Raw genomic sequence first — 25446 nt, forward strand, 5'->3', positions numbered from 1 at the left:
GGAATCATGAATTTATTTTTTACCGAAGAGCAAATCATGCTGCAAAAAATGGTCCACGATTTTGCGGCCAATGAAATCGCGCCATTTATTGAAAAAATGGAGCAGGGCCAGTTTCCCCGGGAGATTTTAAAAAAAATGGGGCAGCTGGGCCTGATGGGCATTCCGGTTCCTGAACCATATGGCGGTGCGGGGATGGACTTCATTTCATATGTGAGCACGATCCACGAGCTGTCCAAAGTCAGTGCCACGGTTGGCGTGATTTTGTCGGTTCATACGTCCGTTGGAACAAACCCGATTCTGTATTTTGGCACAGAGGAACAGAAGCAGAAGTATGTGCCGAAGCTTGCGGCCGGAGAATATTTGGGGGCATTTTGTTTAACGGAACCGGGCTCGGGCTCGGATGCCGCCAGTTTAAAAACCCGTGCGGTCAGGCAAGGGGACGAATATATCCTGAACGGCTCCAAAATCTTCATCACCAATGGCGGCGAGGCTGATGTGTATATCGTGTTTGCCAAAACGAATCCTGAAAAAGGCGCTAGGGGGATCTCGGCATTTATTGTGGAAAAAGGGTCGCCGGGGTTTGTAGTCGGCAAGGATGAAAAGAAAATGGGGCTGCACGGGTCGAGGACCGTCCAATTAACCTTTGAAGATATGCGTATTCCAGCGGAAAACCTGTTGGGCCGTGAAGGTGAGGGGTTTAAGATTGCGATGGCCAACCTTGATGTCGGCCGTATCGGGATTGCCGCTCAGGCGCTCGGGATTGCGGAAGCCGCGCTGTCGGCCGCAACCGACTATGCAAAGGAACGGCACCAGTTTGGCAAGCCGATTGCCGCCCAGCAGGGGATTGGCTTCAAGCTTGCTGATATGGCAACCCAAGTCGAGGCGGCGAAACTCTTAGTCTACCAGGCGGCGGATTTGCGGAACCGTGGGGAGAAATGCGGTAAAGAAGCCTCGATGGCCAAGCTGTTCGCGTCGCGGGCAGCGGTGGAAGTGGCAACGGAGGCAGTCCAAGTGTTCGGCGGCTACGGTTATACGGAAGACTACCCGGTCGAGCGGTATTTCCGCGATGCGAAAATCACGGAAATCTATGAGGGAACGAGCGAGATTCAGCGGATCGTGATTAGTAAGCAGCTTTTATGATGGGACATCGGGCGTTTGAAAGGTACTTTTGAAAGTAAAATCCAAATAAAGGTCGTAAGTTCTCTAAATTAGGCAGTAAGTGCCCAAAAATAGGTTGTAAATAAAAAAAATAGGCTGTAATCGATAAATAGGATGTTGTAAGTGACTACGTTTAAAAATAGAACCAGTTTCGAAGAGGGAGAGACTCAAAATGAACTTTAAACTGTCCGAAGAACACGAAATGATTCGCAAAATGGTACGGGACTTTGCCAGAAACGAAGTGGCCCCGACCGCAGCGGAGCGCGATGAGGAAGAACGTTTCGACCGGGATTTATTTGACAAAATGGCATCGCTCGGACTGACAGGAATACCATGGCCGGAGGAGTACGGCGGCATCGGCAGCGACTACTTGGCTTACTGTATTGCGGTCGAGGAGTTGTCCCGCATCGATTCCTCCATCGGCGTCACCTTATCGGCCCACACTTCGCTGGCAAGCTGGCCGATCTACAAATTCGGCACAGAAGAACAGAAACAGAAGTATTTAAGGCCATTAGCTGAGGGAACCAAGATGGGTGCCTACGGTCTGACCGAACCTGGAAGCGGTTCGGATGCAGGCGGCATGCGGACAACGGCACGTCTCGAGGGCGGCCATTATATCATTAACGGTTCAAAAATTTTCATCACCAACGGCGGCGAGGCAGAGATTTATGTGGTGTTTGCCTTAACCGACCCGTCCAGCCGGCAAAAAGGCACGACCGCGTTTATCATCGAAAAAGATTTCCCAGGCTTCTCTGTCGGTAAAAAAGAAAAGAAACTCGGGATTCGTTCGTCACCAACTACCGAATTGATTTTTGAAGATTGCCAAGTGCCGGTTGAAAACCGGCTGGGAGCGGAGGGCGATGGTTTCAAAATTGCCATGATGACACTTGACGGAGGGCGCAACGGCATCGCGGCCCAGGCGGTCGGGATTGCCCAAGGAGCACTCGATGCGGCAGTGGATTATGCAAAAGAACGCCATCAGTTCGGCAAGCCGATTGCCGCCAACCAAGGCATCAGCTTCAAGCTGGCCGACATGGCCACCAGCATCGAGGCTGCCAGACTGTTAACCTATCAGGCCGCTTGGCTGGAGTCCAATGGCCTTCCATACGGAAAAGAGTCGGCGATGTCCAAACTGTTTGCCGGGGATGCGGCGATGAAGGTCACGACGGAAGCAGTGCAAATCTTCGGCGGCTACGGCTATACCAAGGACTATCCGGTTGAACGGTTCATGCGTGATGCGAAAATCACGCAAATCTACGAAGGCACCCAGGAAATCCAGCGGCTTGTGATTTCAAGAATGCTGACAAAATAACCGGCTGACCAGGCCCCCTTGACCAGGTGCCATTGACCCGGCAAGGAACTGTGACGAAATAACCGGGATACAGGGCCCGCCCGGTTCGAGGCCCGGCTAAAATTTTACAAGAAGAAAGGCGGTAATTTTGGATCGCCAGACTATGATAAAGGCGGTTGGGATATGAACAAACGGGAGGTACAGGCTTCGGTCAAAGATGAGCGTCTTGTCCAAAAAAGGCGCGACCAAATGATCAAGGGAGCCGTTGCACTTTTTAAACAAAAGGGGTTTCATCGGACGACAACAAGGGAAATCGCCAATGCGGCTGGGTTCAGCATCGGGACGCTTTATGAGTATATCCGCACCAAGGAAGACGTGCTTTACCTCGTGTGCGACAGCATCTATGACCATGTCAGCGACCGGCTTCAGAAAGACCTCGAACTGAAAAAGGGCACCATTGACAGCCTGAAAAAGGGGATTGCCAACTTCTTTTATGTGATGGACGAGATGCAGGAGGAAATCCTTGTCATGTACCAGGAGGTCAAGTCACTGTCAAAGGACGCCCTGCCCTATGTCCTGAAAAAGGAACTGGAAATGACGGGCATGTTTGAGAGCATGCTTGAAAAATGTGTCGAAAATGGTGAACTCGATTTGTCGGAAAAACAAATCAAGCTGATTGCCCACGATATTTTTGTCCAAGGGCAAATGTGGAGCTTCCGCCGCTGGGCGCTTAGAAAATTATATACTCTCGATGAATATATTGAGTTGCAAACCGATTTGCTGCTCTTGGGGATTAAACAGCTTCATAAGGGCGAGACCTAAACCGTTTTACGAAAAGGGGGAGAAGGATGAAAACGACCGAAATTTACAAGCCGAAACACCATATCCGCTTTGTGACGGCGTCCAGTTTATTTGATGGCCATGACGCCTCCATCAATATCATGCGGCGTATCCTCCAAGCGAGCGGCGCCGAGGTAATCCACCTTGGTCATAACCGCTCGGTCGAAGAGGTGGTCAACGCGGCGATTCAAGAGGACGCGCAGGGGATTGCGATTTCCTCCTATCAAGGCGGGCATGTCGAATATTTTAAATACATGTACGATTTACTGAAGGAAAAAGGCGCACCCCACATCCGGATTTACGGCGGGGGCGGCGGCGTCATTATTCCTAGGGAAATAAACGAGCTGCATGAGTATGGGATTGCGAGGATTTTTTCACCAGAGGATGGCCGCCAGCACGGCCTTCAGGGCATGATTGATATCATGATCAAGGAATGTGATTTTTCAACGGTCTCGGACGAGATCAGCGGGATGATTGAAAAATTGCCTGCTGGCGATGTGAACGCGATCGCCAAGCTGATCACGTGTGCAGAGCTGCAGGTGGATCAGAATTCGGAGGCCGCCGCGGCAGCGGAGCAGGTGTTGGAAAAAGTCAAAAGCATGGAAAAAGCGATTCCGGTGATTGGGATTACCGGGACGGGCGGAGCCGGAAAAAGTTCCTTGACCGATGAGCTGATCCGCCGGTTTATCAATGAATTCCCTGCTAAAAAAGTGGCGGTCCTGTCGGTCGATCCGACGAAACAAAAGACCGGCGGGGCGCTGCTGGGTGACCGGATCCGCATGAATGCGATTTTTTCGCCAAATGTGTACATGCGCTCGCTGGCGACAAGGAGTTCGAAAACCGAGCTGTCGCTGGCGATTAAGGATGCGTTGGCCGTGACGAAAGCGGCCGGATTTGACCTGATTATCGTGGAAACAAGCGGCATCGGCCAAGGGGATGCAGAGATTACCCAGATTTGCGATGTTGCCATGTATGTGATGACCAGCGAGTTCGGGGCCCCGTCCCAGCTGGAAAAAATCGATATGATTGATTATGCCGACCTGATTGTCATCAATAAATTCGAGCGCAAAGGCTCTGAGGATGCCAAACGCCAGGTGCAGAAGCAATACCAGCGCAGCCACATGCTGTTCGAAAAGGATACGAGCGAGATGCCGGTGTACGGGACGATTGCCAGCCAATTCCATGATGCCGGCACCAACGCCTTGTTCGCCGCTTTAATTGAAAAAATAAACGAAAAAACCGGCACGGATTGGGTGACCACTTTTTCAAAAAATGCTGTGGTCGAAAAGCAAAATGTCATTATCCCGACCGACCGCCGGTATTATTTAAGGGAAATCACCGAAACAGTCCGGTCCTATCATAAGAAGGCCGAGCAGCAGGCCAATCTTGCGCGGAAACTGTTTCAGCTGGAAGGGGCGATGGCCAGTGTCAAAGAGCAGGATGGCGGAGCTCCCGAAGTGCTGGCGGCTTTAGAACGGATTAAGCTGGAAACGGAAGCCAAGCTGACGCCGGAGTCGAAAAATATCCTCGACAATTGGGAAAAAACAAAAGCATCCTACAGCGGCGACCAGTTTGTCACACGGATTCGCGATAAAGAAATTATTACAGCCCTTACCACAACAAGTCTGTCCGGGCTGAAGATTCCTAAAGTCGTGTTGCCAAGATACAAGGATTACGGAGAAATTCTCCGCTGGGTGTACCGGGAAAACGTGCCGGGCTCGTTCCCGTATACTGCAGGGGTGTTTCCGTTCAAGCGCGAGGGCGAGGACCCGAAACGCCAGTTTGCCGGAGAAGGCACGCCGGAGAGGACGAACCGCCGCTTCCATTATCTGTCCAAGGATGATCCGGCAAAGCGCTTGAGCACGGCCTTTGATTCCGTGACCCTTTACGGTGAAGATCCCGATCATCGTCCTGACATATACGGAAAAGTCGGCGAGAGCGGGGTCAGCGTGTGCACGCTCGATGATATGAAAAAGCTGTATGATGGCTTCGATCTGTGCCATCCGTCCACGTCCGTGTCGATGACGATCAACGGTCCAGCCCCGATTATTTTGGCGATGTACATGAATACCGCGATTGACCAGCAGGTAAAGAGGAAGGAAGCCGAGCTCGGCCGGGTACTGACGGTGGAAGAGTTTGCGGAAGTGAAAGCATTTACGCTGCAGACGGTCCGCGGTACGGTTCAGGCCGATATTTTAAAAGAAGACCAAGGTCAGAACACATGTATCTTTTCAACGGAATTCGCGCTGCGGATGATGGGCGACATCCAGCAATATTTCATCGACCACAAGGTGCGTAACTATTACTCGGTGTCGATTTCGGGTTACCATATTGCCGAAGCAGGTGCCAACCCGATTTCCCAGCTGGCGTTTACGCTGTCAAACGGATTTACCTATGTGGAGTACTACTTGAGCCGCGGCATGAATATCGATGATTTTGCGCCGAACCTATCATTCTTTTTCTCCAACGGGCTCGATCCGGAATATACGGTCATCGGCCGGGTGGCGCGCCGGATTTGGTCGACAGTGATGCGCGAGAAGTACGGGGCTAATGAACGGAGTCAAAAGCTGAAGTATCATGTGCAGACTTCCGGGCGCTCCCTGCATGCCCAGGAAATCGATTTTAATGATATCCGTACCACCCTGCAAGCGTTGATGGCCCTGCAGGATAACTGCAATTCCCTTCATACGAACGCGTATGATGAAGCCATCACGACACCGACCGAGGAATCGGTACGGCGGGCGATGGCAATCCAAATGATCATCACCAAGGAGCAGGGGTTAGCGAAAAATGAAAATCCGCTCCAGGGTTCGTTCATTATCGAAGAGCTGACGGATTTGGTGGAGGAAGCGGTGCTCCAAGAGTTTGACCGGCTCAATGACCGCGGCGGCGTGCTCGGGGCGATGGAAACCCAGTATCAGCGCGGCAAAATCCAGGATGAATCAATGTACTATGAAATGAAGAAGCATACTGGGGAACTGCCGATTATTGGGGTCAACACCTACTTGAACCCGAACCCTCCTTCCGAGGAAGAGGTCAACAGTATGGAACTGGCCAGGGCGACACAAGAAGAAAAAGAACTGCAAATCGCTAACCTAAGGGCCTTCCAAGCCGCACGCGTTGGCGAAGCAAAAGACGCCCTGAACCGGTTAAAACGAACAGCCACAAGCGGCGGCAACATCTTCGCCGAACTCATGGAAACCGTCAAAGTCGCCAGCCTCGGCCAAATCACCAAAGCCCTATACGAAGTCGGCGGCCAATACAGACGCAACATGTAGCACAGTAACGCATTAACGGGGTGGGGGCCTGGCCCCCACCCCGTTAATGCGGTGAAGCAATGGGTTCTAAAAATACCCAGAAATATTTTTTTGGAAGTTGTCCATAATAGGAATTTATCTTATATAATCAAGTTGGGTGTTTACTTCTGTGTTTTGGGCAGGTGTCAGCAATGAAGGGCAGTCGGATGGTTTTGATATTGGTGGTTTTTGCGTGGCCATTGTATTATCTTTATGAGAAGCAGCTGGGAGCGATTTCGTTTCTTTCGCTGGCAATTTTTTTTGGGGTGATTTCTTATAAAGAGGCCAAAAAACTCAGAGATCAGGAAAAAAACAGCGGGGAGTCCGAAAAAAGGGAAAAAATTGAATGAAACCGTTGCTGGAACTAGCATAAACGGGAAGAATTTGTTTATAATGAAGAATATGGTTTCTGAGCGGGCGGGGTGCTCTGTGCACGCTTTTACTGTTAAGGAACGATAAGTAATCATACATAATGATTCGTCATAAGAAGGTCCGTTAATCACCCTTAAAGGGTGTTAAATAGAGAAAGGAAGTGCCAATATTGAGTTTAGCACAATACTCAAAAGAGGAGTTACAAGAACTATCCCTCATCGAAATAGCATACGAATATTTGAATAATAGCAAGCAGCCAATCACATTCCAAGATTTAGTTAGTGAAATTTCATCCGCTTTGGGACTTTCCGAACAAGAAATTCGCTCCCGCCTGGCACAATTTTATACTGACATCAATATCGATGGCCGATTTTTGTCATTAGGTGAATACCGCTGGGGACTTCGCGCTTGGTATCCAGTCGACACAGCTGAGGATGACGTGGTAACGACCACGAAACCGAAGAAGAAGAAGGCGAAGAAGGTCGTGGATGAGGAAGAACTTGAACTCGACGATTTCGATGAAATCGACGAGGAAGATTATGATGACTTCGAAGAAGAGGAAGAAGATGTTCTTGAGGATGAAGAAGTCTTTGAGGATGAACTCGATGAGGACGAACTCGATGAAGACTTGGATGAGTTCGATGACGACGATGAAGCAATTGAAGAGGACGAAGACTTTGAACTCGATGAGGACGAAGAGCTGGAAGACGACCTTGAGACCGAGCTAGAAGAGGACGAAGACCTCGAAGTCGATGATGAAGAGGAAGACTTATAATAGAAAAACTAAGCCGCCCAAGTTCCAAAAAAGTGGCTTGACTTTTTGGACGGCAGCTTGTATTATCTTGTTTGGGCTCCTTAAAAAGGACGTATAAATTAGTGAATGCAATGCGCTCCCCTTACACACAGCGTAAGAGGAGCGCTTTTTGTTTTTTGGTCCGTCAAAAAATGCCTGTCTGCCGCCGGTTGCGCGGCATTTGTCAAAGGCAAGAAAACCTCCTTTAAGGCGGGGTTTTTTATTTTTGAACAAAGCATTCCCCTGCTGCAAATAGGGTGGATATTTGCAAAAGAAATTTTTAAAAAATCCATTAACAATCTAAATAATGCACAAACTGTATTTGAGGGGGAATTATTGATGACGAAGTATATATTTGTGACGGGCGGTGTGGTTTCATCGCTGGGAAAAGGAATTACCGCTGCATCCTTAGGAAGATTATTAAAAAACCGTGGATTGAACGTGACAATCCAAAAATTTGATCCCTACATTAACGTCGACCCAGGAACCATGAGCCCTTACCAGCACGGTGAAGTATTCGTGACTGACGATGGCGCTGAAACAGACTTGGACCTTGGCCACTATGAGCGCTTTATTGATATCAATTTAAACAAGTACAGCAACGTAACGACAGGAAAAGTGTACTCCACTGTCCTTCGCAAAGAGCGCCGCGGCGATTATTTGGGCGGCACAGTTCAGGTAATTCCGCATATTACCAATGAAATCAAGGATCGTGTGTTCCGCTCCGGCAAGGAAACCAATGCTGATGTGGTGATTACGGAAATCGGCGGAACCGTTGGCGACATCGAATCGCTGCCATTCTTGGAAGCCATTCGCCAGATCAAAAGTGATATTGGCAGTGAAAATGTCATGTACATTCATTGTACCCTGATTCCTTATATCAAAGCAGCCGGGGAAATGAAGACCAAGCCGACCCAGCACAGCGTAAAAGAATTGCGCGGCCTTGGGATTCAGCCTAACATCATCGTGCTCCGTACCGAAATGCCGGTTACCCAGGATATGAAGGATAAAATTGCCTTGTTCTGTGATATTGACGCAAAAGCGGTCATCGAATGCCGTGATGCGGATACGTTATATTCCATTCCACTTGCATTGCAAGAGCAAAACATGGACCAAATCGTTTGCGACCATCTGAAATTGGTCACTCCGGAAGCAGATATGGCCGAGTGGAAGCAATTGGTGGACCGTGTGCTGAACCTTTCGAAGAAAACCCGCATCGGCCTTGTCGGAAAATACGTTGAGCTTCAAGATGCGTATATTTCCGTTGTCGAAGCAATGAAGCATGCCGGCTATAATTTTGATGCCGACGTGGAAGTGAAGTGGATTAACTCTGAAAACGTGACTCGTGAAAATGTTGCGGAACTGTTGGATGATGTGGATGGTGTGCTTGTGCCTGGCGGCTTCGGTGACCGTGGGATTGAAGGGAAAATTGAAGCAACCCGCTATGCCCGCGAAACGAAAAAACCATTCTTGGGTATTTGCTTAGGCATGCAGCTGGCAACGATCGAGTTTGCCCGCAATGTGCTCGGCTACAGCGATGCTCATTCATCTGAATTTGTTCCGGATACGCAGCATCCGATTATTGATCTGCTTCCAGAGCAAAAGGATGTGGAAAACTTGGGCGGTACACTGCGTTTGGGCTTGTATCCTTGCCGTCTTGTGGAAGGAACGAAGGCTTTTGAAGCATATGCTGAAGAAGTGATCTATGAGCGCCATCGCCACCGTTACGAGTTCAACAATGCATATCGCCAGCAAATGGAAGAGGCCGGTTTTGTGTTCTCTGGGACAAGCCCGGATGGACGACTAGTGGAAATCGTCGAGCTGAAGGATCACCCTTGGTTTGTCGCATCCCAGTTCCACCCGGAATTCGTCTCCAGGCCAACACGCCCGCAATCGTTATTCCGTGAGTTTATCAAAGCGACAATTGAAAAATAAAATTCAAAGACCAGTTCCGGTTCAGGGACTGGTCTTTTTCTGTTAAACGCAGTGAATTATCGCTGATTCATTGATTTAAAGGTTGGGGCCTGCCGATCTTCATAGGCATGATGAAAGACAGTTTTTAGCGAAAAGAAAGAGGAAGTGTCCTTCATAAGCTGGATGAAAGACAGTTTTGAGTAAAAAGAAAGAAGAAGTGTCCTTCATAGGAGTCATGAAAGACACTTGTCACAGAAAAGAGAGGGGAATTGTCTTTCATGATCAACTGAATAAAAGGTCCCAAAAAACTCGGGGCTCCCGCCTGTCCGTGAAAGAGGCAACTCTACATTACATTTCATACTCCGCCAAGATTTCATCAATAGTAAACTTCAACCCATAATAAACAAACAGTCCGGCCATGGAAGACGGATACCCGAACCGTCCGCCGGTCTCATCGGGAAGCAGCCCCTTGGTCAGCCGCAAATCGATATGGACATCCGCTATTTCAGCCAATCGGCCATCCTCTACATTTGTAGAAACCACGACAAAAGGGATATTTTTTTCAACCAAGGATTCGGCAACCATGATTGCCTCAACATCATCGGAGTTCCTTGTGAACAACAGCACCCTGTCAGCATCCGTAAGTTCGGAAAGAGTTTCACTGGTCAGCTCTTTGGCCGAGCCAAGTGGCTCTGCGCCTTCTGTGGCTTCTGCAGGAACAGCTTTCATTTCTTTAGCTGCAAAAATATAGATGGAACCGTCTCCTGAAGCCGCCTGGGCCAACAGCCGGGCCCCGTCCTCAAAAGAGAACTCCTCATTTTCCGCAATCCTTTTAAATAATCCCGTTAACTGGGTAGAAAACATTTTTAACATAAACATCCTCCTTACTAACCCAAAGCGCTGCCCTGATTTTACATATAGGCCCTGTTAAACGATCATATTGATTTTTTTAACCCGCTGATTGTAATGAATAAGATCCAATCCTGCGGGAGTACGGGGCCGAGGGGGCTCCTCGGCAAGCCCGTGGGTTCGCTGAGAGACTGGAGCGAAAATCAACAGCCGTATTTTAATAGAGCCCACAAAAAGGATCCAATTCGTACGCGCTTTTTCATCTTTCATCATTATAGACTTTTTCATCAAAATGCAAAAATGCAAGAATTTACCCAAAATTAGATATATACAGGAGGAGTTTTATTCATTAAAGTAGAAGTAATACAAGTATGTAAACAATGTACATAAAAAGATGATGAGGGTAGGGGTGGAAGTATGAAGGAGAAGATTTTGATAGTGGATGACCAGTTTGGCATCCGGATATTGCTCAATGAAGTTTTCAACAAAGAAGGATATCAAACTTTTCAGGCGGCCAATGGAATTCAGGCCCTCGACATTGTGAATAAGCATGCACCGGACCTCGTGCTCTTGGATATGAAAATTCCAGGCATGGACGGGATTGAAATTTTAAAAAGGATGAAGGTGATTGATCCCGACATCCGCGTTATTATCATGACAGCCTACGGAGAATTGGACATGATCCAAGAGGCAAAAAACCTTGGGGCCATCACCCATTTTGCCAAGCCATTCGATATCGATGACATTCGGGCTGCAGTCCGTAAAAATATGCCCCAAAAGGCAAATTGACTATTAAAAATTACCAAATATTTTAACAACCATGTTGGTTTCGCTTTCATTATGACAGTTTCCAAAACACTGCGTCTTTATTAGCATTTCTGTCTATGTTTTGATATGATACATATGTACTTTTTACAAGCTGCATCTTTTTCGACATGATACATAATCACGATAGCAAAGGGAAAAATGGATATGAAATTCCCTGTTTGAAAAAGACTGCAACTGAATTTAAGGAGGAATTGAAATGCCTTTAGTTTCAATGACAGAAATGCTGAAAAAAGCGAAAGCAGAAGGCTACGCTGTTGGACAATTCAATATTAATAACTTGGAGTTTACCCAAGCTATTTTACAAGCAGCCCAAGAAGAGAATTCACCAGTCATTCTTGGTGTATCCGAAGGTGCTGGCCGCTATATGTCCGGCTTTAAAACCGTTGTAAAAATGGTTGAAGGTTTAATGGAAGATTTGAAAGTGACTGTTCCAGTTGCTATTCACTTGGACCATGGTTCAAGCTTTGAAAAATGTAAAGAAGCAGTAGATGCTGGATTTACTTCCGTTATGATTGATGCTTCTCACCACCCATTCGAAGAAAACGTAGAAATCACTTCTAAAGTAGTGGAATATGCTCATTCAAAAGGTGTGTCTGTTGAAGCAGAATTAGGAACAGTCGGCGGTCAAGAAGACGACGTTTCCGGCAGCATCATCTACGCTGACCCACAAGAATGTTTGGATCTAGTAAAACGTACTGGCATTGATGCCCTTGCACCTGCACTAGGTTCTGTACACGGTCCTTACAAAGGTGAACCAAACCTTGGCTTCAAGGAAATGGAGGAAATCGGCAACCTAACTGGCATGCCTTTAGTCCTTCATGGCGGTACTGGAATCCCAACAAAGGATATCCAAAAATCTATTTCTCTTGGAACTGCTAAAATCAACGTCAATACCGAGAACCAAATTGCTTCTGCAAAAACAGTCCGTGAAGTATTGGCTGCAAAACCAAACGAATACGATCCACGTAAATATCTTGGACCAGCTCGTGATGCCATCAAAACAACAGTGGTTGGCAAAATCCGCGAATTCGGCTCCAACGGCAAGGCGTAAGCCTCAACCTATACAGCAAAAGGGGACAACCTCTTTTGTGCCGCAAATTCTAATACGGACCGCCCTGATTAAGGGGCGGTTTCCGTATGTTTATAACTGACTGAAAATTTTGTCGAATAAAGGGGAGGAGATTTTTATGAAATTTTTCATCGATACAGCAAATTTAGAAGAAATCAAAGAAGCGTATGATCTCGGATTATTAGCGGGGGTAACCACCAACCCGTCACTGGTTGCCAAAGAAAAGGGAGTTTCTTTCCATGACCGCCTGCGGGAAATTACTAGTTTGGTTTCAGGTTCCGTCAGCGCCGAAGTCATCGCACTGGATGCGGAAGGTATGATTAAAGAGGGCAAAGAGCTGGCTGCGATTGCACCGAACATCACAGTTAAGGTCCCAATGACCCCTGATGGGTTAAAAGCCGTCCACGCATTATCACAGGAAGGAATCCAAACAAACGTGACCTTGATTTTTAACGCCAATCAAGCATTGCTGGCAGCAAGAGCAGGCGCAACTTACGTTTCCCCATTCCTTGGCAGGTTGGACGATATCGGCCAAAATGGCTTGGAGCTCATCTCTACGATTGCAGAAATTTTCAACGTCCATGGAATTGAAACCGAAATCATTGCGGCGTCCATCCGCCATCCGTTGCATGTTACAGAAGCAGCATTAAGGGGAGCCCATATTGCGACCATCCCGTATAAAGTATTGATGGGTCTGACCAAGCACCCACTGACTGATAAAGGAATCGAAGCATTCTTAAACGACTGGAAGTCAAGGACTGAAGCCTAAGCCTCATTTCCGGTTTTTCCATTTTCGTGTAAATTTTTGTAATAGGCTACATGAAACGACCATTTTCGTGTAAACTATAAAGTAGACATTCTGTCGGAATTTGGCTGTTAATGTTGGGAGAATTTACTTTCCGCATTTTTTATAAAAAAAGCAGAAAGGCCTGACCGGACACGTATAGTTCATTCTTAAGTAGACTATGATGGAAATAAATACAGCGCTTACTAAAAGTAAAGCGCCCGACCCATTCCATTCATTCAAGATGAACACAGGCCATAGAAGGGAGTCGAAAATGGAAAAACTTAAAATAGCGGGCGGATATCCGTTAAAGGGAACAGTTCGAATAAGTGGTGCCAAGAATAGTGCGGTTGCGTTGATACCCGCCACCATTCTGGCCGAGTCTCCGGTTACGATTGAGGGGCTGCCGCATATTTCTGATGTCGAGATTCTGAAAGATCTTCTGGAAGAAATCGGCGGCAACGTGAAAATTACAGAGGATGAAATGACGGTTGACCCGTCCACTATGATTTCCATGCCTCTGCCCAACGGCAAAGTGAAAAAACTGCGCGCGTCCTATTATTTAATGGGAGCGATGCTGGGACGGTTTAAAAAAGCGGTCATCGGCTTGCCGGGCGGCTGCCATTTGGGTCCGCGTCCGATCGACCAGCATATCAAGGGCTTTGAGGCTTTGGGTGCCCGGATTACCAACGAGCAGGGAGCCATTTACCTGCGCGCGGATGAGCTTCGCGGCGCGCGGATTTACCTTGATGTGGTGAGTGTTGGGGCTACCATTAATATTATGCTCGCCGCTGTCCGGGCAAAAGGCCGGACGATTATTGAGAATGCGGCAAAAGAGCCAGAAATCATTGATGTGGCTACGCTTCTGACCAATATGGGTGCAAGAATCAAAGGGGCAGGGACGGATGTCATCCGGATTGACGGCGTCGATAGCCTTCATGGCTGCCGGCACACGATCATTCCTGACCGGATTGAAGCCGGTACGTATATGATTCTTGGGGCCGCCGCCGGCGAAGGCGTGCTGGTGGATAACGTCATCCCGCAGCATTTGGAGTCGCTCATTGCCAAACTTCGTGAAATGGGAGTGCCGGTGGAAACCGGTGATGACCAAGTGTTTGTGGGCGGGTCCGACAAGTTGAAGCCTGTTGATATCAAGACGCTGGTTTATCCGGGATTCCCAACCGACCTGCAGCAGCCATTCACGACGCTGTTAACCAGAGCATCGGGCTCTAGTGTCGTGACCGATACGATTTACGGCGCCAGGTTTAAGCATATTGATGAATTGAGAAGAATGAACGCCAATATTAAAGTGGAAGGCCGTTCGGCGATCATTAACGGTCCAATCCAGCTGCAGGGGGCGAAAGTGAAAGCCAGCGACCTGCGGGCAGGGGCGGCTTTGGTCATCGCCGGATTGATGGCGGAAGGAATTACCGAAGTGACAGGCCTTGAGCACATCGACCGCGGCTATAGCAATTTGGTTGAAAAATTAAATGGCTTAGGTGCCACCGCATGGCGGGAAGAGCTGACGAAAGAAGAAATGGAACATTTAAAAAACACCTGAGCACATCAGACAGTTGACCTCTGACTCGTGTGTTTGTGTGTGAGAGAAGCCGGTTGCGAAAAAACTGGACAGGCTATAGAGAGAGATTTAAAACATTGGAGAGTTGTTTGCAAAAGAGAAACGGGAGATGACACTAATGGAAAGAAGTTTATCGATGGAGCTTGTCCGGGTAACGGAAGGGGCAGCACTTGCCTCTGCCCGGTGGATGGGCCGCGGGAAAAAGGACGATGCGGACGGAGCAGCCACCTCGGCGATGCGGAATGTATTTGATACGATTCCGATGAAAGGGACTGTCGTTATCGGTGAAGGGGAAATGGACGAAGCACCGATGCTCTACATCGGGGAAAAGCTCGGAAACGGTTATGGTCCCCGCGTGGATGTGGCTGTTGACCCGCTGGAAGGAACCAATATTTTAGCTTCCGGCGGCTGGAATGCGTTGGCCGTTGTCGCTGTTGCTGACCACGGAAACCTTCTGCATGCTCCTGATATGTATATGGAAAAAATTGCAGTCGGACCTGAAGCAGTTGGCCAGGTGGACATTCATGCCTCTGTTTTGGATAATCTAAAAGCGGTTGCCAGAGCCAAAAATAAGGACATTGAAGACGTGGTGGCGACCGTGCTGAATCGTGAGCGTCATGAACATATCATTCACCAGCTTCGCGAAGCTGGCGCTCGGATTAAATTGATTAACGACGGCGATGTCGCGGGTGCAATCAATACGGCATTCGATAACACGGGTGTCGATATCCTATTCGGATCCGGCGGTGCACCGGAGGGTGTTCTGTCCGCGGTGGCGCTGAAATGCCTCGGCGGGGAAATTCTCGGCAAACTCTTGCCGCAAAGTGATGCCGAACTCGAGCGCTGCAAAAAGATGGGCCTTGATTTGAATCGTGTGCTCCGCATGGAAGACCTTGTCAAAGGCGACGACGCCATTTTTGCCGCCACTGGCGTAACCGACGGGGAACTGCTGCGTGGTGTTCAATTTAAAGGCACCTACGGAACGACCCATTCGCTTGTTATGCGGGCGAAATCTGGGACGGTCCGGTTTGTCGAAGGCCGCCATAGCTTAAACAAAAAACCAAATTTAGTTTTATAAAATAGGCAGGATGCCAGGGGGCCAATCAAGCCCCCGGCGCACCTGTTGACTAGAAATCAGCCTGATGGCCAATCCATAGGCAAATGCTTAACTCCCACATCTCCAAAGATGACCCCTTCGGAAATCATTTCCAAACGAACCGAACCGGAAAAATTTTGTTGATTATTTTTTTAGTAAGAGGGTAAAATAGAAATTGTTTTTATTATGCATTTTTTCTGCTGTTTTATTCATTTCTTTTTCAACTTCTATTTCCATTCCTCTAATTATATGACAAACCTGCATCATCTCCGACTCGATGAACAAGCGGATATGACGGAAAAATTTTAAAGCGTGGTGTACACATGGAATTAACAATATCAATTTTAGAAAATATGAAGCTGAAGGAGCTTTATGAGCTGGCGCGCGAATATAAAGTAACCTATTACAGCAAATTGACGAAGAAAGAACTCATTTTTGCGATTTTAAAATCGCGGGCGGAACAACAGGGTTATTTCTTCATGGAAGGCGTCCTGGAAATCATTCAATCCGAGGGCTTCGGGTTCTTGCGGCCAATTAACTATTCCCCAAGTTCCGAGGATATTTATATTTCTGCCTCGCAAATTCGCCGGTTTGACCTGCGAAATGGGGACAAGGTATCTGGCAAAGTGCGCCCGCCGAAGGAAAACGAGCGGTATTTCGGCTTGCTGCATGTCGAAGCGGTAAACGGGGAAGACCCAGAATCAGCGAAGGAACGGGTATATTTCCCGGCTCTGACACCTCTTTATCCTGACCGGATGATGAAATTAGAAACCACCCGGGATAAGCTGTCCACCCGGATTATGGACCTGGTGGCGCCGGTCGGCTTTGGCCAGCGTGGCTTGATTGTGGCACCGCCTAAGGCCGGTAAGACGATGCTGTTAAAGGAAATTGCCAACAGCATTACCACCAATCACCCGGAAGTGGAACTGATTATGCTGTTGATCGACGAACGTCCAGAAGAGGTGACCGATATCGAACGGTCCGTTGCCGGTGATGTCGTCAGCTCAACGTTTGATGAGGTTCCGGAAAACCATATTAAGGTCGCAGAGCTTGTTTTGGACCGCGCGATGCGTTTAGTCGAGCACAAGCGCGACGTGGTCATTTTGATGGATAGTATCACTCGTTTGGCGCGGGCCTACAACTTGGTAATTCCGCCAAGCGGCCGTACGTTGTCTGGTGGTATTGACCCGGCGGCGTTCCACCGTCCGAAGCGTTTCTTCGGGGCGGCCCGAAATATTGAAGAGGGCGGCAGCTTGACGATTTTGGCAACGGCATTGGTGGATACGGGTTCCCGTATGGACGATGTCATTTATGAAGAATTCAAAGGAACGGGTAACATGGAGCTTCATTTAGATCGTCAGCTTGCCGAGCGCCGGATTTTCCCTGCATTGGATATCCGCCGTTCCGGTACGCGGAAAGAGGAGCTCTTGATTCCGAAAGACCATCTCGACAAACTATGGGTGATGCGCAAATCAATGTCAGATTCGCCAGATTTTGCCGAGCGGTTCTTGAAAAAACTAAGGCAAACCAAATCCAATCAGGATTTTTTCGACCAAATTGGTGAAGAATTAAAGATGCGCCGGTCGTAGGACTCATCAACAACGGCCATTGTGCAGTTCATAGTTTTTTTAAACATTTACGGGTATTCCTGTAAATCCCAACTTGAAAATGGCAGGCTACCCTGTTATAATGGGGTCAATGTGTTTTTAGTTTTTTTGATTCCAAGTGTTTGTTTAAAAGTACAAGCACTTTATGATAACTCTGTTTCGAATATGATTCAGGGCGGAAGGAGATGAAAAGAATGAAAGCAGGAATTCATCCAAATTATAAAACAGTTACGGTGACTTGCGCATGCGGCAACACTTTTGAAACCGGATCAGTCAAAAACGAAATCCGTGTAGAAACTTGCTCTGAATGCCATCCGTTCTATACTGGTCGTCAAAAATTCGCTGAAGCTGGCGGACGTGTTGACCGATTCAACAAAAAATACGGCCTTAAGCAACAATAATTGCGACAGAAACAGGCAAGCAGAAACCCTACTTGCCTGTTTTTTATTTGTTGCGGGGTGTAAATGTCCTCTGGTACGTTAAAACGTTACTCCGATGGGGGACAGGCCCCCGGCGCGTTAATGCGTTACCATGGTGGGGGACAGGCCCCATACATGCTATTGGCCTTAATAGAAAATGATATACTTATATGCATTGCATAGATTTTGATACTTAAGAATATTGTCAGAGGGTTCGTAAGAGGAAGGAGACGCTGTTTTATGTATTTAATGAAGCAGACCGGATGGGTCGAGGTTATCTGTGGTAGTATGTTTTCTGGTAAATCGGAGGAATTGATTCGCCGTGTGAAACGCGCGGAATTTGCTAAGCAAAAGATTGCCGTGTTTAAGCCGAAAATTGATAATCGCTACAGTGATCAGTCTGTTGTATCCCATAATGGTACTTCCTTTCATGCGAAGCCCATTTCCCACTCTATCGAGATTCTCCATCATGTAGAAGCGGAAACGGATATTATCGCTATTGATGAGGCGCAGTTTTTTGATGAAGGCATTGTCAGGGTTGTGCAGCAGTTGGCCAATAGCGGCCATCGGGTGATTCTCGCGGGACTTGACCAAGACTTCCGCGGCGAGCCGTTCGGACAAATGCCGGCCTTGATGGCGATTGCTGAGTCGGTGACCAAGCTGCAGGCCGTTTGCACCGTGTGCGGCTCACCGGCGAGCCGGACCCAGCGCCTGATTAACGGACGCCCGGCATCTTTCCACGACCCGGTTATTTTGGTTGGGGCAGCGGAAGCGTACGAACCGCGGTGCCGCCACCATCATGAAGTGCCCGAATCCGCAACCTATCGGCAGGTTGTTGAAGAAAACGTGTAGCTTATATAAAAGAAGGTATCAGGAGTGTCCCTGGTGCCTTTTTGTTTTTTAGCGGAGGCTTGGCGCCCGCCGTGTCTGGAAGTAATTCACTTGAGCGGCATCTGATGGTTGCGGGCAAGATAGTAACGGGAGGTGCAAATCGTGAAAAAGTGGACCATTTTCTCGTTTATTTTGCTATTGCTGTTTGCAGCAGCCGGCTGCCAAGGGGATAAAACCGCTGACAATACAGCTTACGACTTGCGGAAAACCAATGAAACCAGCAAGCCGGATACGATGAACCGTGAGGACAATGCGGGTGTGCGTGATTTTACGAATGACCGTGGAAAAAATGACCGGCACTCGGTGGAAGATGATATCACCAATCAAAATCCCAATTTCCTTGACTTGAACCGGACAGGGAGCGGCAGTGAAGCTGGCGGCACAAACGAAGGGAACGACATCAACCAAGCGAAGCGGGTGATTGCCGACACGAAGGAATTTGTCCCAGATTCAATCTGGACCAATGGCGACCGGATGTGGGTGACCGTTTATAAAAAGGGCATGCTGACGAACCGTGAAAAGGACGACGCCGAAGCCCGACTCCACCGTAAACTCGTTCAAGCATTGCCTCGCTACAATATTGAAGTAAAAGTGCAGGAAGACCGCAGATAGCATGCTCTGTTGACCAGGGCATGTTTTTTAATATTTTTTTCAAATAAATTGGTTTTGACCTTGAAATTTTCCTATACTATAATAAGAATGTTATGCACTAAAAAAAGAACGGTTTTTTAATATAGATATGTAAAAATATGAGGTGAATAATTGTGTTTGATCGTTTGCAATCGGTCGAGGACCGCTATGAAAGATTAAACGAGCTTTTAAGCGATCCGGAGATCATTAATGATACAAAAAAACTGCGTGATTACTCCAAAGAACAAGCGGACATGCAAGAAACTGTAGCAGCCTACCGCGAATACAAAGAGGCCAAATCCCAGCTCCAGGATACCAAAGCGATGCTTGAGGAAAAACTGGATGCGGACATGCGTGAAATGGTCAAAGAAGAAATGCACGAACTCGAAGCGCAAATTGAGGAATTGGAAGAACGTCTAAAAATCTTGCTTGTCCCGAAAGACCCGAATGATGACAAAAACGTTATCATGGAAGTCCGCGGCGCGGCAGGCGGGGAAGAGGCAGCCTTGTTTGCGGGCACCTTGTACCGGATGTACAGCCGCTATGCCGAAGCACAAGGCTGGAGAACCGAGGTCATTGATGCCAACGAAACCGGTCTTGGCGGCTATAAGGAAATTATTTTTATGATTACCGGCCAAGGCGCATTCTCCAAATTGAAGTATGAAAATGGCGCCCACCGCGTTCAGCGCGTGCCGGAAACCGAATCGGGCGGCCGGATTCACACCTCCACCGCAACGGTAGCAGCTCTGCCGGAAGTGGAGGAGTTTGACATCGAAATCAATGATAAAGATATCCGCTTTGATACGTTCGCATCGAGCGGCGCTGGCGGACAGAGCGTTAACACCACCATGTCAGCGGTTCGTTTGACCCATATTCCGACCGGTATTGTGGCGACCAGCCAGGACGAACGATCTCAGCATAAAAACAAAGATAAAGCGATGAAAATCCTGCGGGCGCGGGTTTATGACAAGTTTCAGCAGGAAGCCCAGGCTGAATACGACGAGGTCCGGAAATCAGCTGTTGGTACCGGTGACCGTTCGGAACGGATCCGCACCTACAACTACCCGCAAAACCGGGTAACCGACCACCGCATCGGGTTGACCATTCAAAAATTGGACCAAATCATTGAGGGCAAGCTTGATGAGGTCATTGAGGCATTGATTCTCGATGACCAAGCGAAACGATTGGAAAATGCCTCAAATGAGTAAAAAAATTTACGAAGCTCTCCAATGGGCTTCTTCTTTTTTAACGGAAAATAAACGGGACGCCAACGCCGGTGAACTGCTGCTGCGGCACTTCACCGGCATGTCGCGGGCACACCTGTTTGCCAATGTCCGCGAAGATCTTCCCGATTCGGTGTGGACGGCATTTGAGGCGGCGGTTATGGAACATGTCCACGGGGTTCCGGTCCAATATATCATGGGCACGGAAGAGTTTTATGGCCGGGCTTTCCTGGTGAATCGGGCTGTCTTGATTCCAAGGCCGGAAACGGAAGAATTGGTGTACGGTACATTAAAAAGGCTCAAATTGCTTTTTGGGCAAAAGCCTGATTTGAAATTGGCCGATATTGGCACGGGCAGCGGCGCTATCGCAATTACGATGAAGCTGGAGGCACCAAGTGTTGCCGTGACGGGGACCGATATTTCGGAGGAGTCGCTGACGGTGGCGCGGGAGAATGCAGGCCGCCTTGGGGCGGATGTCCGCTGGATTCAGGGGGATTTGCTGCAGCCGTTGATTGCCGTCGGTGAGAAATGGGATATTGTGATGTCCAATCCGCCTTATATTCCATTGGGGGACATCACCTGGATGTCGGAAGTCGTGACGGAGCATGAGCCGCACCGCGCCCTGTTTGCGGGCGATGACGGTCTGGATTTCTACCGCCGGTTCATGGACGAACTGCCCCAGGTCCTTGCCCCTCAAGCGCTTGTTTGTTTTGAAATCGGGGCCGGGCAGGGCGAAGCGGTCGCGGCGATGTTACGTGGGACTTTTGCAAAAAGTAAAGTCGAAGTAGTCAATGATATTAACGGCAAGGACCGAATGGTGTTTGCGGAGATTGGCTTTTAGAAAACGAATGGACGAGTGGTTTCCATTCGTTTTTTTGTTATGTAATGGGCATGTGCTGGTAAAGCCAGGGTAAGTGTTGATAAAAGTCTAGTTTTGGTTGATAAGGGCCTAAGTTAGGTTGATAGAAGACCGATTTAGGTTGATAAGAGCTCAAGTTTGGTTGATAAACAATTGAAAAGGGCCGGTCAACTTATTTGAGCTGCGGAACAGTCCGGTTTTACTTTTAAGGATGCAAAACGATAAGTTGAATTTTTTCACTCAGTTGATTGGAGCGGAGGTCAACAGTCAAATTCAACAGAGCCATTTTTAAAAATAGCAAATTTTAATAGTTTAAGATTCTGGCATTCTGTCCACAATGGGGATAGGGAAGGGACGGTGCTGGAAAATGGGAAACAAAGTAATCGTTTGGGCTTATCTAGTAGTTTTATCATTTGCGACAATGATAAATTTATATATGCCGAAAACCGAAGCGGCGGCAAAGGAATCCATCGTGATACCAGGGGAAGCCATCCGGCTGAGGATATTGGCCAACAGTGATTTTGAAGAAGACCAGCAGATCAAACGAAAAGTCCGCGACGCGGTGAACGCAAAAATCTCGCTGTGGGTACAGGATTTAACCTCGATGGAGAAAGCAAGATCGGTCATCCAATCCAAACTGCCTGAGATCCAAGACATCGCAGAAAAGACAGTCCGTGAACAAGGGTCCAACCAATCAGTCAAAGTAGAGTTTGGCCAAGTACAATTTCCAACGAAATTATACGGGCAATATTTATATCCGGCAGGCAAGTACCAAGCCATCTTAATCACCCTGGGCAAAGGCGAAGGCGCCAACTGGTGGTGCGTGCTGTACCCGCCATTATGCTTCCTCGATTTTTCCAATGGTGTCGCTGTCAGCGATGGCTTTGAAGAAGAAAAACAAACCGCTAAGGCCAAAAGTAAGGAAGAAGGCTCGGACGCATTAGCTAAACTGGTAGATAAACAAGAGAAGAAAGATGAAGAAAAAGCAAAACAAGTAGAGAAGCTAACCAAAGCATCAAAGGAAAAAAATACAGATAAAAAAGAAGACCAAATAGCTGAAACTTCAACTAAGGACGAAAAAGAAGATTCATCAAAAAAATCTAGCAAAACCAAAGATCAACCAGTCTATGTCGCCGAAGACGAACAACCCGTAAAAGTAAAATTCTTCATCGTCGACATGTGGAAGAAAATATTTTAACACAGTAAAGCGCTGGGGGCCTGTCCCCCAGCGCTTTACTGTGCTAAATAGCCTCATACATATCTGGGTTCTATTCTTTCTTTTCTATCATATTCATAAAGTATAGTAGATTGGAAATGGAGGGGAAGGGTATGCAGATGTTGATTCGCAGGGCGAAACGGGATGATTTGGATGGGTTGAGAGAGTTCCTGGGAAGAGCAAATCTTGGGACGGATGGACTAAATGAGGAAACGGCGGAATGTTTCCTATTGCTAGAGGATAAGAATGGGGCACTGAAGGGAACATTAGGAATGGAAGTGTTCATAGAGGCTGAGGCCGGGCTCTTGCGTTCGCTCGTCGTTTCGCCAGGTCAAGCTGATCAGGATATCCTTATATTAATGGAACAAATGGTGAAGCTGGCAAAGGAAAAAGGATTGAAAAGCATATTCTTAGCCACCAATAAAAACTCGGCAGTGCCTTTTTTCGAATGGATTGGTTTTCAGCAAGTCGAACGGGAAATGCTGCCGGTTGGGTTAAGCGATTCCGATCATATTCGACACTTATTCAGTGTGGATAACTCGTTATTTTTGAAATATGATCTATAGCCTGTGGATATTTCGCTTAAGTTATCCACTTTTTTCAGGAGTTTATACACAATTTGTGGATAAAACTTGTATTTATCCCCTGCTTCTTTTATACTTTCAAACGTACATTGCGAAAAAATAGAGTCAATAAGCCTAAATTCGTCATTTTTCGACTTGTTGATTTGGGAAATAGTAAGGTGGATAACTATGAACACAAAAGTCTGGAAAGTGGATAACTATGTGGATAAATTAGAGAGTAATCCACATATTGTGGATGCTGCCCATTTTTTACGAGAAAATGAAGTGGTTGCGATGCCTACGGAAACGGTTTACGGTTTGGCGGGGAATGCAGAAAGCGACGAGGCGGTAGCCAAAATATATGCAGCGAAGGGCCGACCAAGCGATAACCCGTTAATTATTCATATTGCCGAAAAGCAGCAGCTGGACGATTTTGTATTGGAGATTCCGGCGAAGGCCGAAGCCTTAATGGAGGCATTTTGGCCGGGGCCGTTGACGATTATTTTCAAAAGGAAGCCGGGAGCTTTGTCGGAAAAGGCAACCGCTGGACTTGATACAGTGGGGGTACGGATGCCGGACCACCCAGTAGCTTTAGCTCTCCTAAAAACATGCGGATTGCCTATTGGAGCCCCGAGTGCCAACAGTTCAGGTAAACCGAGCCCGACAACAGCCCAGCATGTTTTGGACGATTTGCAGGGGAAAATCGCCGGGGTGCTGGATGGAGGCGCGACGGGTGTCGGCGTTGAATCCACCGTCATCGATTGCACGGAGGCCATTCCGGTCATTTTACGTCCGGGCGGTGTGACCAAGGAGCAGCTAGAAGCCGTGGTCGGTGAGGTGAGAATCGACCGTGCGTTAACCGATGAGCACGAAAAACCGAAAGCGCCGGGAATGAAATACAAGCACTACGCGCCAAATGCCCCGCTGTACTTGGTTTCAGGGACAAGAGCGTTTATCCAACAGCTGGTGGATGAAAAGCGGCAGGAGGGTTTAAAGGTTGGGGTATTGACCACCGAGGAATTTACCGGAGAGTTTACCGCCGACCATGTGCTGGCCTGCGGAAAACGGTCTGAGCTTGAGACCGTGGCAGCCGCCCTGTATGATACGCTCCGCCGGTTCAACCAAATCGAAGTCGACATCATCTATAGCGAAATGTTTCCAACCGAAGGAGTCGGCTACGCCATCATGAACCGCCTCCAAAAAGCAGCCGGAAACAAAATCATCAACCAATAAGCACCGTCCCCCTTTTTAAGGGGGAACCGGTGCTTTATTCATTTAACGCGCCGGGGGCCTGTCCCCCACTGGACTAAAGTGTTAACGCATTGGGGGCCTGTCCCCCGCTGGACTAAAGTGTTAACGCACCGGGGGCCTGTCCCCCACTGGACTAAAGTGTTAACGCATTGGGGGCCTGTCCCCCGCTGGACTAAAGTGTTAACGCACCGGGGGCCTGTCCCCCGCCGGATTAAAGTGGTAAAGCACTGGGGGACAGGCCCCGCCTCTTGGTCCCACCCATGTCCCATTTGTGCTTCTAAATTTTGTTGGACGTGCATATGCTGAAATAGTTAGTCCAAGGGGGCGAGGTTTGGATGTCTGATGTGGTTGGGGAAGTTTTGACGTTGATGATTATGGCAGCGGCGCTGGGGATGGATGCGTTCTCGGTGGGCCTTGGTATGGGGATGTACAAACTCCGCCTTAAGAAGATATTTGAGATTGGCCTGACAATCGGGCTGTTTCATGTGATCATGCCGCTTGCTGGGATTACGGCGGGAAAGTTTCTCTCGGAGAAATTCGGTTCGTTTGCCTCAATTATCGGAGGCGTGTTGCTTATACTGTTAGGCCTGCAAATGATTTGGGCCAGCCTGAAAAACGAGGATGAAAAAGTGATCACACCGGTGGGCTTCGGCCTGCTGTTATTTGCTTTGAGTGTCAGCCTCGACAGCTTTTCTGTCGGCTTGAGCTTAGGCATATATGGAGCAAAAACCGTATTGGTCTTGCTTTTCTTTGGCATTGCTGCCGCCACGCTTACCTGGGCCGGCCTGCTGCTCGGAAAGAAAGTGCGCGGCTGGATGGGCGCCTATAGCGAAGCCCTCGGCGGGGCGATCTTGCTGGCTTTTGGCCTCAAACTATTGTCCTTTTTATGGTGAAAAAATACATACGGGTATTCGGGGA

23 protein-coding genes are annotated in these 25446 nt (G+C 48.2%); 22 read left to right on the forward strand and 1 reads right to left on the reverse strand.

Features of this window, described 5'->3' with window-relative positions; all coding sequences use genetic code 11:
• The first annotated feature begins 6 nt into the window (after positions 1 to 6).
• From ACY8D0_RS09145 to ACY8D0_RS09175, 7 genes are all read left to right on the forward strand, one after another.
• Positions 7 to 1140: an acyl-CoA dehydrogenase gene (locus ACY8D0_RS09145; protein WP_462410205.1), complete on the forward strand. Its 1134-nt coding sequence runs from the start codon at positions 7 to 9 to the stop codon at positions 1138 to 1140.
• Between the two features lie 190 nt (positions 1141 to 1330).
• Positions 1331 to 2470 (forward strand): acyl-CoA dehydrogenase, encoded by a 1140-nt coding sequence (locus ACY8D0_RS09150; protein WP_462410206.1) that lies wholly within the window; start codon positions 1331 to 1333, stop codon positions 2468 to 2470.
• Positions 2471 to 2632: 162 nt separating this feature from the next.
• Positions 2633 to 3271, forward strand: a complete 639-nt coding sequence (locus tag ACY8D0_RS09155; RefSeq protein ID WP_462410207.1) for a TetR/AcrR family transcriptional regulator — start codon at positions 2633 to 2635, stop codon at positions 3269 to 3271.
• 26 nt (positions 3272 to 3297) lie between these two features.
• Complete coding sequence (gene icmF / locus ACY8D0_RS09160; protein WP_462410208.1) at positions 3298 to 6567, forward strand: fused isobutyryl-CoA mutase/GTPase IcmF; 3270 nt, start codon at positions 3298 to 3300, stop codon at positions 6565 to 6567.
• Positions 6568 to 6737: 170 nt separating this feature from the next.
• On the forward strand, positions 6738 to 6935 hold the full coding sequence (locus ACY8D0_RS09165) for a hypothetical protein (RefSeq protein WP_462410209.1): 198 nt from the start codon (positions 6738 to 6740) through the stop codon (positions 6933 to 6935).
• A gap of 182 nt (positions 6936 to 7117) precedes the next feature.
• Complete coding sequence (rpoE, locus tag ACY8D0_RS09170) at positions 7118 to 7732, forward strand: DNA-directed RNA polymerase subunit delta (protein ID WP_462410210.1); 615 nt, start codon at positions 7118 to 7120, stop codon at positions 7730 to 7732.
• 357 nt (positions 7733 to 8089) lie between these two features.
• On the forward strand, positions 8090 to 9685 hold the full coding sequence (locus tag ACY8D0_RS09175; RefSeq protein ID WP_462410211.1) for a CTP synthase: 1596 nt from the start codon (positions 8090 to 8092) through the stop codon (positions 9683 to 9685).
• Positions 9686 to 10012: 327 nt separating this feature from the next.
• On the opposite strand, the gene ACY8D0_RS09180 is transcribed toward ACY8D0_RS09175, so the two are convergent.
• A complete protein-coding gene (locus ACY8D0_RS09180; RefSeq protein ID WP_462410212.1) occupies positions 10013 to 10537 on the reverse strand; it encodes a DUF2529 domain-containing protein in 525 nt (174 codons plus the stop codon).
• A 393-nt stretch (positions 10538 to 10930) separates the two neighbouring features.
• On the opposite strand from ACY8D0_RS09180, the gene ACY8D0_RS09185 reads away from it, so the two are divergent.
• The 15 genes from ACY8D0_RS09185 to ACY8D0_RS09255 all read left to right on the forward strand — a co-directional run bounded on the left by ACY8D0_RS09185 (position 10931) and on the right by ACY8D0_RS09255 (position 25421).
• Positions 10931 to 11302: a response regulator gene (locus ACY8D0_RS09185; RefSeq protein ID WP_462410213.1), complete on the forward strand. Its 372-nt coding sequence runs from the start codon at positions 10931 to 10933 to the stop codon at positions 11300 to 11302.
• Positions 11303 to 11537: 235 nt separating this feature from the next.
• Positions 11538 to 12392, forward strand: a complete 855-nt coding sequence (locus tag ACY8D0_RS09190; RefSeq protein ID WP_462410214.1) for a class II fructose-bisphosphate aldolase — start codon at positions 11538 to 11540, stop codon at positions 12390 to 12392.
• A gap of 136 nt (positions 12393 to 12528) precedes the next feature.
• Entirely contained in the window at positions 12529 to 13179 is a 651-nt protein-coding gene (gene fsa / locus ACY8D0_RS09195) for a fructose-6-phosphate aldolase (protein ID WP_462410215.1), read from the forward strand.
• 289 nt (positions 13180 to 13468) lie between these two features.
• Complete coding sequence (locus ACY8D0_RS09200) at positions 13469 to 14755, forward strand: UDP-N-acetylglucosamine 1-carboxyvinyltransferase (RefSeq protein ID WP_462410216.1); 1287 nt, start codon at positions 13469 to 13471, stop codon at positions 14753 to 14755.
• Positions 14756 to 14891: 136 nt separating this feature from the next.
• The gene (gene glpX / locus ACY8D0_RS09205) at positions 14892 to 15851 is read left to right on the forward strand and encodes a class II fructose-bisphosphatase (RefSeq protein ID WP_462410217.1); all 960 of its coding nucleotides are present in this window, start codon (positions 14892 to 14894) and stop codon (positions 15849 to 15851) included.
• Positions 15852 to 16192: 341 nt separating this feature from the next.
• The gene (rho, locus tag ACY8D0_RS09210) at positions 16193 to 17458 is read left to right on the forward strand and encodes a transcription termination factor Rho (RefSeq protein ID WP_462410218.1); all 1266 of its coding nucleotides are present in this window, start codon (positions 16193 to 16195) and stop codon (positions 17456 to 17458) included.
• A 212-nt stretch (positions 17459 to 17670) separates the two neighbouring features.
• Positions 17671 to 17877, forward strand: a complete 207-nt coding sequence (gene rpmE, locus ACY8D0_RS09215) for a 50S ribosomal protein L31 (RefSeq protein ID WP_462410219.1) — start codon at positions 17671 to 17673, stop codon at positions 17875 to 17877.
• 258 nt (positions 17878 to 18135) lie between these two features.
• Positions 18136 to 18747, forward strand: a complete 612-nt coding sequence (locus ACY8D0_RS09220) for a thymidine kinase (RefSeq protein ID WP_462411334.1) — start codon at positions 18136 to 18138, stop codon at positions 18745 to 18747.
• A gap of 141 nt (positions 18748 to 18888) precedes the next feature.
• A complete protein-coding gene (locus ACY8D0_RS09225; protein ID WP_462410220.1) occupies positions 18889 to 19398 on the forward strand; it encodes a hypothetical protein in 510 nt (169 codons plus the stop codon).
• A gap of 152 nt (positions 19399 to 19550) precedes the next feature.
• Positions 19551 to 20624, forward strand: coding sequence for a peptide chain release factor 1 (prfA, locus tag ACY8D0_RS09230; protein ID WP_462410221.1), 1074 nt, complete (start codon positions 19551 to 19553; stop codon positions 20622 to 20624).
• Entirely contained in the window at positions 20584 to 21480 is an 897-nt protein-coding gene (gene prmC, locus ACY8D0_RS09235) for a peptide chain release factor N(5)-glutamine methyltransferase (protein WP_462410222.1), read from the forward strand. Before prfA ends, prmC begins: the two co-directional genes overlap by 41 nt.
• A 385-nt stretch (positions 21481 to 21865) precedes the next feature.
• Positions 21866 to 22696, forward strand: a complete 831-nt coding sequence (gene spoIIR / locus ACY8D0_RS09240) for a stage II sporulation protein R (RefSeq protein WP_462410223.1) — start codon at positions 21866 to 21868, stop codon at positions 22694 to 22696.
• Positions 22697 to 22827: 131 nt separating this feature from the next.
• The gene (locus ACY8D0_RS09245) at positions 22828 to 23280 is read left to right on the forward strand and encodes a GNAT family N-acetyltransferase (protein ID WP_462410224.1); all 453 of its coding nucleotides are present in this window, start codon (positions 22828 to 22830) and stop codon (positions 23278 to 23280) included.
• Between the two features lie 186 nt (positions 23281 to 23466).
• A complete protein-coding gene (locus tag ACY8D0_RS09250; RefSeq protein WP_462410225.1) occupies positions 23467 to 24510 on the forward strand; it encodes an L-threonylcarbamoyladenylate synthase in 1044 nt (347 codons plus the stop codon).
• A 353-nt stretch (positions 24511 to 24863) separates the two neighbouring features.
• Positions 24864 to 25421, forward strand: a complete 558-nt coding sequence (locus tag ACY8D0_RS09255) for a manganese efflux pump MntP (protein ID WP_462410226.1) — start codon at positions 24864 to 24866, stop codon at positions 25419 to 25421.
• The last annotated feature ends 25 nt before the right edge of the window (positions 25422 to 25446 follow it).

It is taken from the genome of Neobacillus camarae (assembly GCF_054950115.1).

Bases quoted from the DNA above. Each gene is read 5' to 3' on its own strand.
- ACY8D0_RS09145 (WP_462410205.1), top strand. From the start codon at position 7: ATGAATTTATTTTTTACCGAAGAGCAAATCATGCTGCAAAAAATGGTC.
- ACY8D0_RS09150 (WP_462410206.1), top strand. From the start codon at position 1,331: ATGAACTTTAAACTGTCCGAAGAACACGAAATGATTCGCAAAATGGTA.
- ACY8D0_RS09155 (WP_462410207.1), top strand. From the start codon at position 2,633: ATGAACAAACGGGAGGTACAGGCTTCGGTCAAAGATGAGCGTCTTGTC.
- icmF (WP_462410208.1), top strand. From the start codon at position 3,298: ATGAAAACGACCGAAATTTACAAGCCGAAACACCATATCCGCTTTGTG.
- ACY8D0_RS09165 (WP_462410209.1), top strand. From the start codon at position 6,738: ATGAAGGGCAGTCGGATGGTTTTGATATTGGTGGTTTTTGCGTGGCCA.
- ACY8D0_RS09175 (WP_462410211.1), top strand. From the start codon at position 8,090: ATGACGAAGTATATATTTGTGACGGGCGGTGTGGTTTCATCGCTGGGA.
- ACY8D0_RS09180 (WP_462410212.1), bottom strand. From the start codon at position 10,537: ATGTTAAAAATGTTTTCTACCCAGTTAACGGGATTATTTAAAAGGATT.
- ACY8D0_RS09185 (WP_462410213.1), top strand. From the start codon at position 10,931: ATGAAGGAGAAGATTTTGATAGTGGATGACCAGTTTGGCATCCGGATA.
- ACY8D0_RS09190 (WP_462410214.1), top strand. From the start codon at position 11,538: ATGCCTTTAGTTTCAATGACAGAAATGCTGAAAAAAGCGAAAGCAGAA.
- fsa (WP_462410215.1), top strand. From the start codon at position 12,529: ATGAAATTTTTCATCGATACAGCAAATTTAGAAGAAATCAAAGAAGCG.
- ACY8D0_RS09200 (WP_462410216.1), top strand. From the start codon at position 13,469: ATGGAAAAACTTAAAATAGCGGGCGGATATCCGTTAAAGGGAACAGTT.
- glpX (WP_462410217.1), top strand. From the start codon at position 14,892: ATGGAAAGAAGTTTATCGATGGAGCTTGTCCGGGTAACGGAAGGGGCA.
- rho (WP_462410218.1), top strand. From the start codon at position 16,193: ATGGAATTAACAATATCAATTTTAGAAAATATGAAGCTGAAGGAGCTT.
- rpmE (WP_462410219.1), top strand. From the start codon at position 17,671: ATGAAAGCAGGAATTCATCCAAATTATAAAACAGTTACGGTGACTTGC.
- ACY8D0_RS09220 (WP_462411334.1), top strand. From the start codon at position 18,136: ATGTATTTAATGAAGCAGACCGGATGGGTCGAGGTTATCTGTGGTAGT.
- prmC (WP_462410222.1), top strand. From the start codon at position 20,584: ATGACCAAGCGAAACGATTGGAAAATGCCTCAAATGAGTAAAAAAATT.
- spoIIR (WP_462410223.1), top strand. From the start codon at position 21,866: ATGGGAAACAAAGTAATCGTTTGGGCTTATCTAGTAGTTTTATCATTT.
- ACY8D0_RS09245 (WP_462410224.1), top strand. From the start codon at position 22,828: ATGCAGATGTTGATTCGCAGGGCGAAACGGGATGATTTGGATGGGTTG.
- ACY8D0_RS09250 (WP_462410225.1), top strand. From the start codon at position 23,467: ATGAACACAAAAGTCTGGAAAGTGGATAACTATGTGGATAAATTAGAG.
- ACY8D0_RS09255 (WP_462410226.1), top strand. From the start codon at position 24,864: ATGTCTGATGTGGTTGGGGAAGTTTTGACGTTGATGATTATGGCAGCG.